The organism is Streptomyces sp. NPDC002133 (genome assembly GCF_040296405.1).
Lineage (GTDB): Bacteria > Actinomycetota > Actinomycetes > Streptomycetales > Streptomycetaceae > Streptomyces.
In genome coordinates this window covers 1-15,075 of record NZ_JBEOXF010000104.1, presented here as the reverse complement: position 1 = coordinate 15,075, position 15,075 = coordinate 1, and the positions used below count along the sequence as shown (strand labels likewise).

The following is a 15,075-nucleotide window of genomic DNA, read 5'->3' as shown; positions in this document are numbered from 1 at the left end:
GCCTGCCCCGCCGCGTGCGCCAGGCCAGCCTCGCCCCACAGCTTCGCGGGAACGCGCCAGGCGCCCGCGGCGCCGGCACGCTCGGGGCACCGGCCGGCGAGCCGGACATCGAACGTGACGCGGAAGAAGTACGCGACCGCATGGCCTCGCTGCAACGCGGCTGGCAGCGCGGACGCCTGCAGAACGCCGAGGACGCCGGCCCCGGCGAAACGGCAACAGGAACGACACCGGAGGAGAACGGTCGATGACCGCATCGAACGCCGCAGCAGACGACTCCACCACGAGCGGCGAGCTCAACTGGCTTCTCGACGAGCTGGTCGAGCGGGTCGGCTCCATCCGCAAGGCACTCGTGCTCTCCAGCGACGGCCTCGCGACCGGCTCGTCCAAGGACCTCACCCGGGAGGACGGCGAGCATCTCGCCGCCGTCGCCTCCGGGTTCCACAGCCTCGCCAAGGGCGTGGGCCGCCACTTCGACGTGGGGCGCGTGCGGCAGACCGTGGTCGAGCTCGACGACGCCTTCCTCTTCGTCACCGCGGCGGGCGACGGCAGCTGCCTCGCCGTACTCTCCGACGCCGACTCCGACGTCGGCCAGGTCGCGTACGAGATGACGCTGATGGTCAAGCGTGTGGGCGCCCACCTCGCCACGGCACCACGGACCGGGCTGACCGCCGGAGGGTGAGTGGAATGGCATGAACGACCCCGGACAGCACGCTCAACGGGCCGAGGAAGCCCAGCAGGCCGAGCAGGCGCACCACTGGTTCGACGACGAAGCGGGACCGGTGGTGCGCCCGTACGCGATGACCCGCGGCCGTACCAGCAGTGCGAGCCGGCACCGGCTCGACCTGATCGCGCTCGTCGTCCCCGAACCGGCGGCCGACGACCCGGGCAGGGACCAGACGCTCTCGCCCGAACACGTCGAGATCGTCGAACGCTGCAGCACCATCCCCCAGTCGATCGCCGAGCTCGCCGCCGGACTCGACCTCCCCGTCGGGGTGGTCCGGGTCCTGGTGGGCGATCTCGTCGAGGACGAACTGGTCCATGTAACCCGTCCCGTTCCGCCGGCCGAACTGCCGGACGTGAGCATTCTCCGCGAGGTGATCAATGGTCTTCGGGCGCTCTAGCCGCACGGGCTCGCCGCCGCCGGTCGAACCGGTGACGCTGAAGATCCTGGTGGCGGGCGGCTTCGGGGTCGGCAAGACGACTCTCGTCGGCGCGGTCAGCGAGATCAGACCGCTGCGCACCGAGGAGACCCTGACCGAGGCCGGCCGGCCCGTCGACGACCTCGAGGGTGTCGAGTCGAAAAGCACCACCACCGTCGCCATGGACTTCGGCCGGATCACCCTCCGCGACGATCTGGTGCTCTACCTCTTCGGCACGCCCGGCCAGGACCGCTTCTGGTTCCTCTGGGACGAGCTCGCCCAGGGAGCGCTCGGCGCGGTCGTCCTCGCCGACACACGTCGCCTGGAGGACTCGTTCGCGGCCATCGACTACTTCGAACGCCGCGGGATCCCGTTCACCATCGGCGTGAACTGCTTCGAGGGCGCCGACCGTTTCCCGGACGAGACGGTACGCGCCGCGCTCGACCTGGACCCGGAAGTGCCGCTGATGATGTGCGACGCGCGCGACCGCGAGTCGGTGAAGGCGGTGCTCGTGTCGGTGGTCGAGCACGCCCTGGTCCGCTCGACCCAGCAGCGCGAGCCCGCGACCACCTGACCCGAGGCGGCCGTGCACAACACGGCCCGTACCCCCACCGACAGGGGTACGGGCCGTGGCTCGTGAGGCTCCGGAAGGAATCCTCGGGTCGGCGGGCCCTAGGCGGTGCCCTCCCAGCCGAAGCTCCGCTCCACCGCCTTGCGCCAGTTGTCGTACTCCCGCTCCCGCACGTCCCCGGCCATCCGCGGTGACCACTCCACATCGCGCTGCCAGTGCGCCTTCAGCTCGTCCAGCCCGCCCCAGACGCCGGTGGCGAGTCCGGCCGCGTACGCGGCGCCCAGACACGTCGTCTCGGACACCTTCGGTCGGATCACGGGCACGCCCAGCACATCCGCCTGATGCTGCATCAGCAGCTGGTTGGCGGTCATCCCGCCGTCGACCTTGAGCGTCGTGATCGGTACGCCCGAGTCCTGGTACATCGCGTCGACGACCTCACGTGTCTGCCAGCTCGTCGCCTCCAGCACCGCCCGCGCCAGATGCGCCTTGGTGACGTACCTGGTCAGCCCGGTGATGACCCCGCGCGCGTCGGCCCGCCAGTAGGGCGCGTACAGGCCGGAGAACGCGGGCACGATGTACGCCCCTCCGTTGTCGTCCACGCTCGCCGCGAGTGTCTCGATCTCGTCGGCGCTGCGGATGATCCCGAGCTGGTCCCGGAACCACTGCACGAGCGCGCCGGTGATCGCGATCGACCCCTCCAGGCAGTAGACGGGCGCGGAGTCGCCGATCCGGTAGCCGAGGGTGGTGATCAGCCCGCTCTTGGACGGCACAGGCCGGTTTCCCGTGTTGAGGAGGAGGAAACTCCCCGTCCCGTAGGTGTTCTTCGCGGTGCCCGTGTCATAGCAGGCCTGTCCGAAAATCGCTGCCTGCTGGTCGCCGAGCGCGGACGCGACCGGTACCCCCGCGAGCTGGCCCACGGCCGTGCCGTACACCTCCGCCGACGACCTGATCTCCGGGAGCACCGCCTCCGGCACGTTCATCGCCGCGAGGATCGTGGAGTCCCACCGGAGGGTCTCCAGGTTCATCAGCATGGTGCGCGAGGCGTTGGTGACGTCCGTGACATGGATGCCGCCGTCGGTGCCGCCGGTCAGATTCCAGATCAGCCACGAGTCGATCGTGCCGAACGCGATCTCGCCTCGCTCGGCCCTGGCGCGCAGCCCGGGCACGTTGTCCAGCAGCCAGACCGCCTTGGGGCCGGAGAAGTAGCTGGCCAGCGGCAGGCCGGTCGCGTCCCGGAAGCGGTCCTGCCCGTCCGCGCCCCCGAGTTCGGCGCACAGGGCCGCGGTCCGGGTGTCCTGCCAGACGATCGCGTTGTGCACGGGCTTGCCCGTCGAGCGGTCCCACAGCACCGTCGTCTCACGCTGGTTGGTGATCCCGAGCGCGCTGAGCTGATCGGCGCGCAGCCCCGCCTTGGCCAGCGCTCCCGCGACGACGGCCTGGACCTTGGACCAGATCTCGGTGGCGTCGTGCTCCACCCAGCCGGGCTTGGGGAAGATCTGACGGTGCTCCCGCTGGTCGACGGCGACGATCGCGCCGTCCTGGTCGAAGATGATGCACCGGCTCGACGTGGTGCCCTGGTCGATCGCGGCGACGTGCTTCCGTGCGTGGCTCATGGCGGCTCCCGGGCAGGCTGGTTCCCATGGCTACGGAGCCGAGGGCAGAGCGCGTCGTGGCGCGGGGGTGTCCCATGCCCCGCACGGCGTCCGTGACGAGCGTGGTGGGCGTGCGTGTGCACGCGTGTGCATGCGTGTCGAACTGCGGCGATGCCGACTGCCGCCCCGACGAAGAGGCAGTTTTCTCCGCGGCTACCGCACCGTCAAGGTTGCGGACAGCAACCCCAGTTCACGGGGGGTGTTCGACACGTCACCCCGGAACACCGCCCGTCGGCTCGCTCAGCGCACGGCCACAACCGCCGAACCGTGGCCGAACAGCCCCTGGTTCGCGGTGATCCCGGCCCGGGCCCCGGCGACCTGCCGCTCGCCCGCCGTACCGCGCAGCTGCCAGGTCAGCTCGCACACCTGGGCGATCGCCTGCGCCGGCACCGCCTCGCCGAACGACGCAAGCCCTCCGCTCGCATTGACCGGTACGCGGCCGCCGAGCGCCGTGGCGCCCTCCCGCAGCAGCTTCGCGCCCTCCCCGGCCGCGCACAGCCCGAGGTCCTCGTACCACTCCAGCTCCAGCGCCGTGGACAGGTCGTACACCTCGGCGAGCGACAGATCCTCGGGCCCGAGCCCGGCCTCCTCGTACGCGGCACGCGCGATCGACGCACGGAAGCCCACCGCGGACGGCTCGACCGCGGCAGCCGAGTCCGTCGCGATGTCGGGGAGATCGAGAACCGTCCTGGGGTAGGTCGGGGTGACCGTGGAGACGGCGCGGATACGGACAGGATCGGGCACACCGTGCCGGCGCGCGTACTCCATGCTCGACAGCACGAGCGCCGCGCCGCCGTCCGATGTGGCGCAGATGTCGAGAAGCCGCAGGGGATCGGCGACGACGGCGGACGCGGCGACCTGTTCGGCCGTGACGGCCTTGCGGTAGCGGGCATACGGATTGAGCGCACCGGCGGCCGCGTTCTTCACCTTGACCTGTGCGAAGTCGTCGGGAGTGTCGCCGTGCACGGCCATCCGGCGGCGAGCGTACAGCGCGAAGTACGCGGGATTCGTGGCACCCAGCACCCGGAAGCGCAGCCAGTCCGGATCGTCGGGCCGATCGCCGCCCGCGGGGGCGAAGAACCCCTTCGGCGCGGCATCGGCGCCCACCACCAGCACCACGTCCGCGAGGCCCGCCAGGATCTGGGCCCGCGCGGTTGCGACGGCCTGCGCCCCGGAGGCGCACGCGGCGTACACGCTCGCGACCCGGGCGCCCTGCCAGCCCAGCGCCCGCGCGAACGTCGCCCCGGCCACGTACCCCGGATAGCCGCCGCGCACGGTGTCCGCCCCGACGACCGATCGGACGTCCTGCCAGCCGATGTCGGCGTCGGCCAGCGCCGCGCCGGCCGCAGCCCTCCCGTACTCGACGAAACTCCGCCCCCACTTGCCCCACGGGTGCATCCCCGCCCCGAGGACGGCGACATCGCTCATCGGGTCACCTCCAGGGAATCCACCGGACGCACCGGACTCCAGCGCCAGGTCGTCCAGACGGTTCCCGCGTCCTCGTCGAGGACTCCCGGCACCACCTCGACCTCCATGCCGACCGCGAGATCCGTGACGGTCACCCCCGGAGCCGCCTGCCCGAGGACCACCATGCGCTCCTCCTCGAGCTCGACCGCGACCAGCGTGTACGGCTCCCACTCCGTGTCCGGGTCGGACACGTAGGGCGCCGGTGGGCGGTACCTCCCGTCCGTGTACGACCAGACGCGGCCGCGCTTCGACAGCGGCACCTCCGCCAGCTCGCCGGTGCCGGGGCAGCCGGGATTGCGGCAGTACGCGTCCTCGCGCGGGAAGAACACCGCCGAGCACGCGGAACAGCGGGTGCCGAGCAGCCGGAACTCCCGTTCTTCTTCGCCGTCGGTGAACCATCCGGCCACGACGGGTGTACGCGTGCGCACCACGACCAGTCCCTTCCATCTGACGGAACGTCAGAAGTGTGTCATGGGCGGAAGCGTGTGGACAGGGGTGGTCCCGGTCACCCGATCCTGATAGACAACCGTGCGCATGAGAGGACTCACTTCCGCATTCCGCGCCCTGACCCTCACCGCCGCCGCACTGCTCACCGTCGCCGCCACATCCCCGGCCGCGCGGGCGACTCCCGAGCCCAGGGCCCCGGACGCATTCGTGGCGCTGCGCACCGTCGACCCGACGATCATCCAGGAGATGCGCTACACCACCGCGCACAACTTCATCGGCGAACCCATCGACGGCTACCGGCAGCCCGTCTGCATCCTCACCCGTCCCGCGGCCCGGGCCCTCCACCGGGCCCAGCGCCAACTGCTGCGCCAGGGCTACTCGCTCAAGGTCTACGACTGCTACCGCCCGCAACGCGCCGTCGACCACTTCGTGCGCTGGGCCAAGGACCTCGGCGACGAGCGCATGAAGCAGGAATTCTATCCCCAAGTCGACAAGTCGAGACTCTTCGAGGACGGCTACATCGCGGAGAAGTCCGGCCACAGCCGCGGCAGCACCGTCGACCTCACCCTCGTCAAGATCCCCGCCAAGAAGACCCGCCCCTACGTTCCCGGCGAGACGCTGATCCCCTGCTACGCCCCGCAGAGCGAGCGATTCCCGGACAGCTCCGTCGACATGGGCACCGGATTCGACTGCTTCGACACCCTGTCGCACACGGACGACCCACGCATCCAGGGCCCGCAGCGCGCCAACCGCCAGCTCCTGAAGAACACCCTTGCCGGCGTCGGATTCGTCAATCTGCCCGAGGAATGGTGGCACTTCACGCACAAGCCGGAGCTGTTCCCCGCCACCTACTTCGACTTCCCGGTCGCCTGGAGATCACTGATTCGCCCGTGACGTCCTGACGGGGGCGGGCCGCGACATCCCCACCGGACAGGTCCGGGCCGTGGCGTAGAGTCCGCGTGTGACCGAGCCCAACGCCCGTGGCGCCGCCCCCGTCAAGGACTCCCACTGCTCCAGCTGCGGGGCCCGCTATCCGGACAGCTCCACCGGCTGGCCCCGCACCTGCGCCGTCTGCCGCGAGAGGGCCTATCGCAATCCCCTCCCCGTCGCCGTCGCCCTCCTCCCGGCCACCACGCCGCGCGGCACCGGACTGGTCGTCATCACCCGGACCACCGAGCCGCAGCGCGGCGGCATCGCGCTGCCCGGCGGATTCATCGACCACTCCGAGGACTGGCAGCACGCGGTCGTCCGGGAACTCCGCGAGGAGACCGGTATCGAAGCCGCCCACCAGGACGTCCGACTGGCCGACGCGCTCAGCTCACCCGGCGGCCACCTGCTCCTCTTCGGCCTGCTCCCCGAGCGCCCGGCGGCGGCCCTTCCGCTCACCGCCCCGACCGATGAGACCGAGGGCTGGCATCTCCTCCACGAGCCGGCCGAGCTGGCGTTCGCGCTGCACACAACGGTCGTACGACGCTGGTTCGCCGGCGCCTACGCGTAACGCCCGCTACGCCAGACCCCGTACCCGTACCGGCCGCGACACCTTCGCAGCACCGTCCTCCGTCACCCGCTCCACGACGACCCGACCGTCCACCAGCCTGGACGCATACCGCTCCAGCTCCGGCTGCGCCGGCACATCGCCCTCCGCGCCGTTCCCGGGGTCCTCGACCACCAGCCCGCCGCCCGTGCGCCCCGCCGCAGGCGCCCACACCTCCAGCTCCGTCCCGCCGTCCTCGCCCCGCACCGGAATCACCGCACCCGCCCGCGCCAGCACCGGAATCCGCGACATCGGCGCGTCCAGGAGCACCTGCCCGGGCCCGTCGTAGGCCTCACCGGTCACCGTGTCGTACCAGCGCCCACGCGGCAGCCGCACCGCACGCCGGTCCGTGCCCCGCTCCAGCACCGGCACCACCAGCAGCGCATCGCCCAGCAGAAAGGCGTCCTCGCAGTCACGCAGCGCCCGGTCGTCCGGCGCACCCCACCACACCGGCCGCACATAGGGCGCCCCGGTGAGCCGGGCGAGGTGCGCGAGTGTGACGAAGTACGGGCGCAGCCGCTCCCGTTGGAGCATCGCCGCCTTCGCATGACCGAGAACCTGAGGGCCGAACTCCCACGGCTCCCTGCGCCCCGCATCGATCGCCGCATGCGTACGGAACAGCGGCAGATATGCGCCGAGCTGGAACCAGCGCAGATACAGCTCCGGCGACGGACTGCCGTCGAAACCACCCACGTCCGGGCCCGAGTAGGGCACCCCGCACAGACCCAGCCCCAGCACGAGCGAGAGCGACGCCCGCAGCCCCGGCCAGCCCGTCGACACATCACCGGACCACGTCCCGCCGTACCGCTGCATCCCCGCCCAGCCGGAGCGCGAGAACAGGAACGGCCGCTCCCGCGGCCGCAGCCGCCGCAGCCCCTCGTACCCGGCCCGCGCCATCCCCAGCGCGTACACATTGTGGGCCTCGCGATGATCGCCCCCGCGGCCCTCCAGCGCATGCCGGGCCGAGCGCGGCAGCGTCATGTCGCCGAACGGGGTGAACGCCACCGGCTCGTTCATGTCGTGCCACACCCCGGCGAAACCCTGCGCGAGACGTTCCTCGTACAGCCCGCCCCACCACTCGCGCACCCGCGGATCGGTGAAGTCCGGATACACGCACTCACCCGGCCACACCACACCGCGCACCTCCCGCCCGCGCGCGTCCCGCACAAAAACCCCTGCCGCCGAGCCACTGTCGTACACGGCACTGCCCGGCTCCGCCTTCACCGCCGGATCGACGATCGACACCAGCCGCACCCCGTCCGCGCGCAGCTCCTTGGCCAGCCCCGGCAGATCGGGGAAGCGCGTGCGGTCGACCGTGAAGACCCGATGGCCGTCGTAGTGGTCGATGTCGAGATGCAGCGCCGACAGCGGAAGCCCTCGCTCCCGGTAGCCCGCCACCACCCGCCTGACCTCCCGATCGCTGCCGAAGCCCCAGCGCGCGTGCTGCGGCCCGAGCGCCCACGACGGGGGGAGCGCGGGCGCACCCGTCAGCGCCGCCCAGCCGCGCAGCACGCGCGCCGGGGTGCCCACGACCACCCAGCAGCGCAGCGGACCGCCGGCCGTCCGCACCTCACTCGTGCCCGGCCTGTCGTGCCCCGAGCCGGCGCCCTCCTCGCCCTCCCGCAGCGTGACGCGGCCATCCCATGAATTGTCCAGAAACGCCAAATGCGTCCCCGCGTCCGACACCACCAGCTGCACGGGCATCGTGATGTACAGCGGATCGTCGCCCGGACCGAAGCCGCCCCGCGGATCGGTGTTCCACAGCCGGTACGAACCGTCCCGCAGCCGAGGCCCCGACGACCGCCCACCCAGCCCGAAGAACCGCGCGTCGGCCGGGACTTCGGAGCGGTGCAGCCAGCGCGCCTGCCCCCCGCCCACCGGCTCCCACCAGCGAGGCGGCAGATCCCGCCGCAACACGACCCCGCCCGGAGTCCGTATCTCGACCGCGCCGTGCCGCGACACCACCACCGTCACCCGCTCCGACACGACCCGCCAACCGCCGTCCTTGTCCGGCTCCAGCACAGCGCGGGGATCGGCCGCCGGCGGGGAACCCGCCAGCGCATACGACGGCTCGGGCCCGGCACCGTCCCAGCCCCAGAAGACACTCCCGCCCACCGCCACCCGCACCCGGAGCTCCGAACGGGCGAAACGCACGACTCCACCACCCGGCAACGGCTCGGCACCCACGACGGCCCCCGGCACCCGCGCGCGCTCCGCACCCCGCGGCGGCAGACCCCACGCATCCGTACGTTTGCGACGCCATGCCGCGCGCACCGCACGCAGCCCCTGCACCGTGCCGAACACCTTCACCGAGCGCACCAGCCCACGACCGTTCATGCCGCTCACCCTGCCATCCACCAGGGGTTTGGCGGGGTCCGTTCAACTCCCGTTCACCCGTGGTGCGAGCACACAAACAGCCACCCGACCATGGGCGGGGAACCCTGGTGCATCAGACGATCACATGGCATCGTCCCTGTCAGCGCCAGCCGCGTCACGCGCACACCCACGCCCGTGCGCGGGACACGCCGACCACGCGTACAGCACACAGCCGCCCGGGAGCCGCCCCATGACCTCAAGCGTGAACTCTGCCCCCCTCTGGCAGCCGGACGCCGCCCGCATCGCCGCCGCCCGCATCACCCGCTTCCAGGCATGGGCTGCGGAACGCTACGGGGCCCCGGCCGACGGCGGCTATCCGGCGCTGCACCGCTGGTCCGTCGACGAGCTGGACACCTTCTGGCGGGCCGTCGCCGAATGGTTCGACGTACGGTTCTCCACACCGTACGAGCAGGTGCTGGGCGACCGGACCATGCCCGGAGCCCAGTGGTTCACCGGCGCCACCCTCAACTACGCCGAGCACGCCCTGCGCACCGCCGAAGACCCCGCACGTGCCCATGAACCTGCACTCATTCATGTGGACGAGACACACGAAGCGGCACCCATCAGCTGGTCCGACCTCCGCCGCCAGGTCGGATCCCTCGCAGCCGAACTCCGCGCCCTCGGCGTACGCCCGGGCGACCGCGTCAGCGGCTACCTGCCCAACATCCCGCAGGCCGTCACCGCGCTCCTCGCCACCGCCGCAGTCGGCGCCGTCTGGACCTCCTGCGCCCCCGACTTCGGCGCCCGCAGCGTCCTCGACCGCTTCCAGCAGGTCGAACCCGTCGTCCTCTTCACCGTCGACGGCTACCGCTACGGCGGCAAGGAACACGACCGCCGCGACACCGTCGCCGAACTCCGCCGCGAGCTGCCCACCCTGCGCGCCGTCGTCCACATCCCGCTGCTCGGCACCCCCGCCCCCGAAGGCGCCCTGACCTGGTCCGACCTGACCTCGGCCGACACCGAGCCCGTCTTCGAACCGGTCCCCTTCGACCACCCGCTGTGGGTCCTCTACTCCTCCGGCACCACCGGCCTCCCCAAGGCCATCGTCCAGTCCCAGGGCGGCATCCTCCTCGAACACTTCAAGCAGCTCGGCCTGCACTGCGACCTCGGCGCCGGAGACCGCTTCTTCTGGTACACCTCCACCGGCTGGATGATGTGGAACTTCCTCGTCTCCGGCCTCCTCACCGGCACCACCGTCATCCTCTACGACGGCAGCCCCGGCCACCCCGGAACCGGCGCCCAGTGGGCCATCGCCGAACGCACCGGAGCCACCCTCTTCGGCACCTCCGCCGCATACGTCATGGCCTGCCGCAAGGCCGACGTGCACCCCGGACGCGACTACGACCTCTCACGCGTCCAGTGCGTCGCCACCACCGGCTCCCCGCTCCCGCCCGACGGCTTCCGCTGGCTCCACGACGAGGTCCGCGACGACCTGTGGATTGCATCCGTCAGCGGTGGCACGGACGTCTGCAGCTGCTTCGCAGGCGCCGTCCCCACCCTCCCCGTCCACATCGGCGAACTCCAGGCACCCTGCCTCGGCACCGACCTCCAGGCCTGGGACCCGCACGGCAAACCCCTCATCGGCGAGGTCGGCGAACTCGTCGTCACCAACCCCATGCCCTCCATGCCCATCCACTTCTGGAACGACCCCGACGGCAGCCGCTACCGCGACAGCTACTTCGAGATGTTCCCCGGCGTCTGGCGCCACGGCGACTGGATCACCATCACCGACCACGGCTCGGTCATCATCCACGGCCGCTCCGACTCCACGCTCAACCGCCAGGGCGTACGCATGGGCTCGGCCGACATCTACGAAGCCGTCGAACGCCTCCCGGAAATCCGCGAATCCCTCGTCATCGGCCTCGAAGAACCCGACGGCGGCTACTGGATGCCCCTCTTCGTCCACCTCGCCCCCGGCGCCGCACTCGACGACGACCTGCGCGAGCGGATCAAACGCACCATCCGCGAACAGCTCTCCCCGCGCCACGTCCCCGACGACATCATCGAAGTCCCGGGCGTCCCCCACACCCTCACCGGCAAGCGCATCGAGGTCCCGGTCAAGCGACTCCTCCAGGGCACAGCCCTCGCCAAGGCGGTCAACCCGGGCTCGGTCGACAACCTCGACCTGCTGCGCTTCTACGAGGAGCTCGCGCGCAAGCGCACCTGACCCCCAGCCGCCAGGACGCGTTGTCAGTGCTCACGGTTACGGTGAGTGAGCACTGATCAACAGCGCCCAGGGGGAACCAGGGGGATTCATGGCGCACACCAAGAACCAGCAGCACTCCATGCGGCGCGCCCTGCGCCGCGACGTCCCGGCCACCGTCGGCCTGCTCGTCGACGAGCAGGACTTCGCAGAAATGCGCCGGTACCGCACCTTCACCTTCACCGACCACCCCGCGTACCTCCACCAGGTCGAAGGCCTCCTCAGAGCACTCTCCGCACAGGGCGGCCACACCACCGTCGCCCTTTTCGACCCGGAGGACTTCGCCCGCTACTGCACGGAGACCGGACTCGACCCCGACAGCTCCACCAGCCGCAGCCGGTACACCGCGGAGGTCGCGGCCGCAGGTCCCACCGTCGCGTACACGGGCCAGCCCATCGACCACCTCGTGCCCCTGCTCATCAACAGATCGGTCCGCCAGGCCACCTGGGAGTACGCGACCTGGCTGCTCGGCGACCTCGGAACGTGCGCGGACTGCGGCGAGGACATCGGCCGCGCGACCTTCGACCGCGCCTCGCAACTGCTCCTGACCCTCCTCGAAACCGCCGGCCCCGGCACGCACCACCTCGTCTGCAGCGTCCCCGCCGACGACGAACAGCTCCTCGCGGTCCTGTACGCCGTCTGCCGCACCGACACACCCGTCGTGCTCGACTCCGGCGAAGGCGCCGAGTTCGCAACCGTCCTCGCCGTCGGCATCGCGCTCGAAGGACCCGGGGGAGTCGTACTGCGCACCACCACGGACGACGCCCCCGACCAACTCCGCGGATGGCGCCTCCACAGCGGACGGCTCGTCCCCCTCACCGAGGGCGAGGTCTTCAGCGCGTACTGCACGGACGCCGACACGGGGGAGCCCCTCTCCCCGGAGCCGGGCGTGGAATACCGCGCAGGCTTCGACCTCGGCGATCCACCCGGCGCAACCCCACACCACTGACCGAAGCAGACACAACACACGGCAGAGGGGGCTTCCCGCCACAGGCGGGAAACCCCCTCACACCGACTCACCCGGCGGACCGCCCGGTCACTCGCCGGACAGCACCGCCTGCGCGGCCACTCGCGCCTCCTCGGCGGTGTCCGCGGCACGCGCCGCGGCAGCCGCGCGCTCGCACTGCGCCAGCGTGTGCTTCGCCAACGTCGCCCGCACATAAGGAATCGACGCCGCACCCATCGAGAGCGAGGTGACACCCAGACCCGTCAGCACACAGGCGAGCAGCGGATCCGACGCGGCCTCACCACACACACCACAGCTCTTGCCCTCGGCCTTGGCCGCGTCCGCAGCCAGTGCCACCAGGTCGAGCAGCGCGGGCTGCCACGGATCCTGCAGCCGGGACACCGCACCCACCTGCCGGTCGGCCGCGAAGGTGTACTGCGCCAGGTCGTTCGTGCCCAGCGACAGGAACTCAACCTCCTGCAGCACCGAACGCGCCCGCAGAGCAGCGGACGGAATCTCGACCATCGCGCCGAACTTCGCCTTCAGCCCCGCCCCGCGGCACGCGTCCGCGAACGCCTTCGCGTCCGTACGGTCCGCCACCATCGGAGCCATGACCTCCAGGTACACCGGAAGACCCTCGGCCGCCTTCGCCAGCGCGGTCAGTTGCGTCCGCAGCACCTCCGGATGGTCCAGCAGGGTACGCAGACCCCGCACGCCCAGCGCCGGGTTCGGCTCATCGCCCGGAGTGAGGAAGTCCAGCGGCTTGTCCGCACCCGCGTCCAGCACCCGCACGACCACACGGCCCTCCGGAAACGCCTCCAGCACCTTGCGGTACGCCTCGACCTGCTTGGCCTCCGACGGCGCCTGCTTGCTGTCGTCCAGGAACAGGAACTCCGTGCGGAACAGACCGACACCCTCGGCCCCGGCCTCGACAGCCGCCGGCACATCCCCAGGACCGCCCACATTGGCCAGCAGCGGCACCTTGTGCCCGTCCGACGTCGCACCCGGCCCGGACGACGCGGCAAGCGCGGCCTTCCGCGCCGCAGCCGCCTCGGCCAACTGCGCCTGCTTCTCGACGCTCGGCTCCACGAACACCTCGCCGGTGCTGCCGTCGACGGCGACGACCGCACCCTCGGCCAACTCACGCGCACCCGGCAGCGCCACCACCGCAGGCACCCCGAGGGCCCGCGCCAGAATCGCGCTGTGACTCGTCGGCCCGCCCTCCTCGGTCACAAAACCGAGCACCAGCGCCGGGTCGAGCAGCGCCGTGTCAGCGGGAGCAAGATCCCGGGCGATCAGCACATACGGCTCGTCGCTGTCCGGCACACCCGGCATCGGCACACCCAGCAGCCGCGCCACGATCCGGTTCCGCACGTCGTCCAGGTCGGCCACACGCCCGGCCAGATACTCCCCGGCACCCGCCAGCAGCGCCCGGTACGCGGCGAGCGCGTCGTACACGGCCCGCTCGGCCGTGCTGCCCACCGCGATCCGTCGCTCGACATCGGCCATGAGCTCCGGGTCCTGCGCCATCATGGCCTGCGCCTCGAGCACGTGCTGCGCCTCGCCGCCCGCCAGATTGCCTCGCGCAATCAGGTCGGCAGCCACGGCATCGACGGCCTGGCGAGCACGCCCCTGTTCGCGCTCCGCATCCTCCGCCGGAATCTGCTTGGCCGGCGGCTCGAGTACCGCCGTCCCCATGTGCCGAACCTCGCCGATCGCCACACCGTGGCTCACGCCGACGCCTCGCAGCGTTGTCTCCATTTCACCCGTCTCCGATTGTGCGGCGGTCCCAGCCACCGCGATGGATCTACAACTGGCCCGTCACGACGACGGCGACGACGTCACCGCCAGGTGAACAGCTCGTCGCCAGCCTTCACGTCGCCGTCCTCACGGACGCCTGCGAGCGAGTCGGCCGAGGCCTCCAGCGCCACGACGGGGCAGATCGGGGACTTGCCGGCCGCTTCGACGGCCACGGGGTTCCAGCGCACGATCGCCTGGCCGCGCGTCACGGTGTCGCCCTTGTTGATGAGGAGCTCGAAGCCCTCACCATTGAGCTGCACCGTGTCGATGCCGAGATGGATGAGCACACCGTGCCCTTCGGCGTCCACGACGACGAAGGCGTGCGGGTGCAAGGAGACAACGACGCCATCCACGGGAGAGACGGCCTCCGATGGCTCACGTACAGGGTCGATCGCGGTACCCGGACCGACCATCGCACCGGAGAACACCGGATCAGGCACAGCGGCGAGCCCGATCGCGCGGCCGGCCAGCGGCGACGTCACGGCTGTCATGGGGGCCTCCCAGGGGTGGAGATTCCTGTGTCGCCGTCACTGTTTGTCCACGACGACGCACTGTTCAGAAGCGTATGTCATAGGAAGTCCAGGTTCCGCGTGAGAGCTGCTAGTTGGCGGACCTGGAGGGCACCGGAAACGATTTGCCTCGTCTGCCGGTGACATGTACTGTCGTACATCTGCCTGGCCACGACGTGACTCTGAGCCGTGGGGTCGGCAGCACCTTCTCAAGCCAACATCCTAACTGGTCTACACCTCTGCATGCTCGCAGAGTGGGTGGTCAGGAGCTGGGAAAAAGGCTGGTAGGGTCGGAAAGGCCGAAGGGGAAAACGCGAAAGCGAAAACCCAATTCGGAGCCCGCTCCAGCGGGTGGCGGAAACGGAAATCGGATCTGCTAAGCTGGAAACACCGAAGGGAAGCGCCCGGAGGAAAGCCCCAGAGAATGTTCT

General features: G+C 70.9%; 14 protein-coding genes. 8 read left to right on the top strand and 6 right to left on the bottom strand.

Annotation, left to right across the window (positions count from 1 at the left end; translation table 11 throughout):
• The 4 genes from ABT078_RS41240 to ABT078_RS41225 all read left to right on the top strand — a co-directional run.
• On the top strand, nt 1-248 hold a 248-nt coding region (locus ABT078_RS41240), incomplete at its 5' end, for a hypothetical protein (protein WP_351237388.1).
• Complete coding sequence (locus ABT078_RS41235; RefSeq protein WP_351237386.1) at nt 245-679, top strand: roadblock/LC7 domain-containing protein; 435 nt, start codon at nt 245-247, stop codon at nt 677-679. The genes ABT078_RS41240 and ABT078_RS41235, both read left to right, overlap by 4 nt.
• Before the next feature lie 10 nt (nt 680-689).
• Nucleotides 690-1,121 carry a DUF742 domain-containing protein gene (locus tag ABT078_RS41230; protein ID WP_351237384.1) on the top strand — a complete coding sequence of 144 codons (432 nt, stop codon included), beginning with the start codon at nt 690-692 and terminating at the stop codon, nt 1,119-1,121.
• The gene (locus ABT078_RS41225) at nt 1,102-1,713 is read left to right on the top strand and encodes a GTP-binding protein (RefSeq protein ID WP_351237382.1); all 612 of its coding nucleotides are present in this window, start codon (nt 1,102-1,104) and stop codon (nt 1,711-1,713) included. The genes ABT078_RS41230 and ABT078_RS41225 overlap by 20 nt, the downstream gene beginning before the upstream one ends.
• Nucleotides 1,714-1,811: 98 nt before the next feature.
• On the opposite strand, the gene glpK is transcribed toward ABT078_RS41225, so the two are convergent.
• The 3 genes from glpK to ABT078_RS41210 all read right to left on the bottom strand — a co-directional run bounded on the left by glpK (nt 1,812) and on the right by ABT078_RS41210 (nt 5,260).
• Complete coding sequence (glpK, locus tag ABT078_RS41220; protein ID WP_351237380.1) at nt 1,812-3,323, bottom strand: glycerol kinase GlpK; 1,512 nt, start codon at nt 3,321-3,323, stop codon at nt 1,812-1,814.
• A 279-nt stretch (nt 3,324-3,602) separates the two neighbouring features.
• Nucleotides 3,603-4,790: a lipid-transfer protein gene (locus tag ABT078_RS41215; protein WP_351237378.1), complete on the bottom strand. Its 1,188-nt coding sequence runs from the start codon at nt 4,788-4,790 to the stop codon at nt 3,603-3,605.
• Nucleotides 4,787-5,260: a Zn-ribbon domain-containing OB-fold protein gene (locus tag ABT078_RS41210; protein ID WP_351237376.1), complete on the bottom strand. Its 474-nt coding sequence runs from the start codon at nt 5,258-5,260 to the stop codon at nt 4,787-4,789. Before ABT078_RS41210 ends, ABT078_RS41215 begins: the two co-directional genes overlap by 4 nt.
• 103 nt (nt 5,261-5,363) lie before the next feature.
• On the opposite strand from ABT078_RS41210, the gene ABT078_RS41205 reads away from it, so the two are divergent.
• Together ABT078_RS41205 and ABT078_RS41200 are read left to right on the top strand one after the other, a co-directional pair.
• Nucleotides 5,364-6,170 carry a M15 family metallopeptidase gene (locus ABT078_RS41205; RefSeq protein WP_351237374.1) on the top strand — a complete coding sequence of 269 codons (807 nt, stop codon included), beginning with the start codon at nt 5,364-5,366 and terminating at the stop codon, nt 6,168-6,170.
• 67 nt (nt 6,171-6,237) lie between these two features.
• A complete protein-coding gene (locus ABT078_RS41200; RefSeq protein WP_351237372.1) occupies nt 6,238-6,774 on the top strand; it encodes an NUDIX domain-containing protein in 537 nt (178 codons plus the stop codon).
• Nucleotides 6,775-6,780: 6 nt separating this feature from the next.
• Here ABT078_RS41200 and ABT078_RS41195 read toward each other — a convergent pair whose 3' ends face one another.
• Nucleotides 6,781-9,147 carry a glycoside hydrolase family 31 protein gene (locus ABT078_RS41195; RefSeq protein WP_351237370.1) on the bottom strand — a complete coding sequence of 789 codons (2,367 nt, stop codon included), beginning with the start codon at nt 9,145-9,147 and terminating at the stop codon, nt 6,781-6,783.
• A gap of 229 nt (nt 9,148-9,376) precedes the next feature.
• Here ABT078_RS41195 and ABT078_RS41190 point away from each other — a divergent pair, with 229 nt between their 5' ends.
• Nucleotides 9,377-11,353 carry an acetoacetate--CoA ligase gene (locus tag ABT078_RS41190; protein ID WP_351237368.1) on the top strand — a complete coding sequence of 659 codons (1,977 nt, stop codon included), beginning with the start codon at nt 9,377-9,379 and terminating at the stop codon, nt 11,351-11,353.
• An 88-nt stretch (nt 11,354-11,441) separates the two neighbouring features.
• Nucleotides 11,442-12,338 carry a DUF8829 domain-containing protein gene (locus tag ABT078_RS41185; protein ID WP_351237366.1) on the top strand — a complete coding sequence of 299 codons (897 nt, stop codon included), beginning with the start codon at nt 11,442-11,444 and terminating at the stop codon, nt 12,336-12,338.
• An 87-nt stretch (nt 12,339-12,425) separates the two neighbouring features.
• Here ABT078_RS41185 and ptsP read toward each other — a convergent pair whose 3' ends face one another.
• Nucleotides 12,426-14,096, bottom strand: coding sequence for a phosphoenolpyruvate--protein phosphotransferase (gene ptsP, locus ABT078_RS41180; protein WP_351237364.1), 1,671 nt, complete (start codon nt 14,094-14,096; stop codon nt 12,426-12,428).
• Between the two features lie 80 nt (nt 14,097-14,176).
• A complete protein-coding gene (locus ABT078_RS41175; RefSeq protein WP_351237362.1) occupies nt 14,177-14,626 on the bottom strand; it encodes a PTS sugar transporter subunit IIA in 450 nt (149 codons plus the stop codon).
• Nucleotides 14,627-15,075 lie beyond the last annotated feature (449 nt).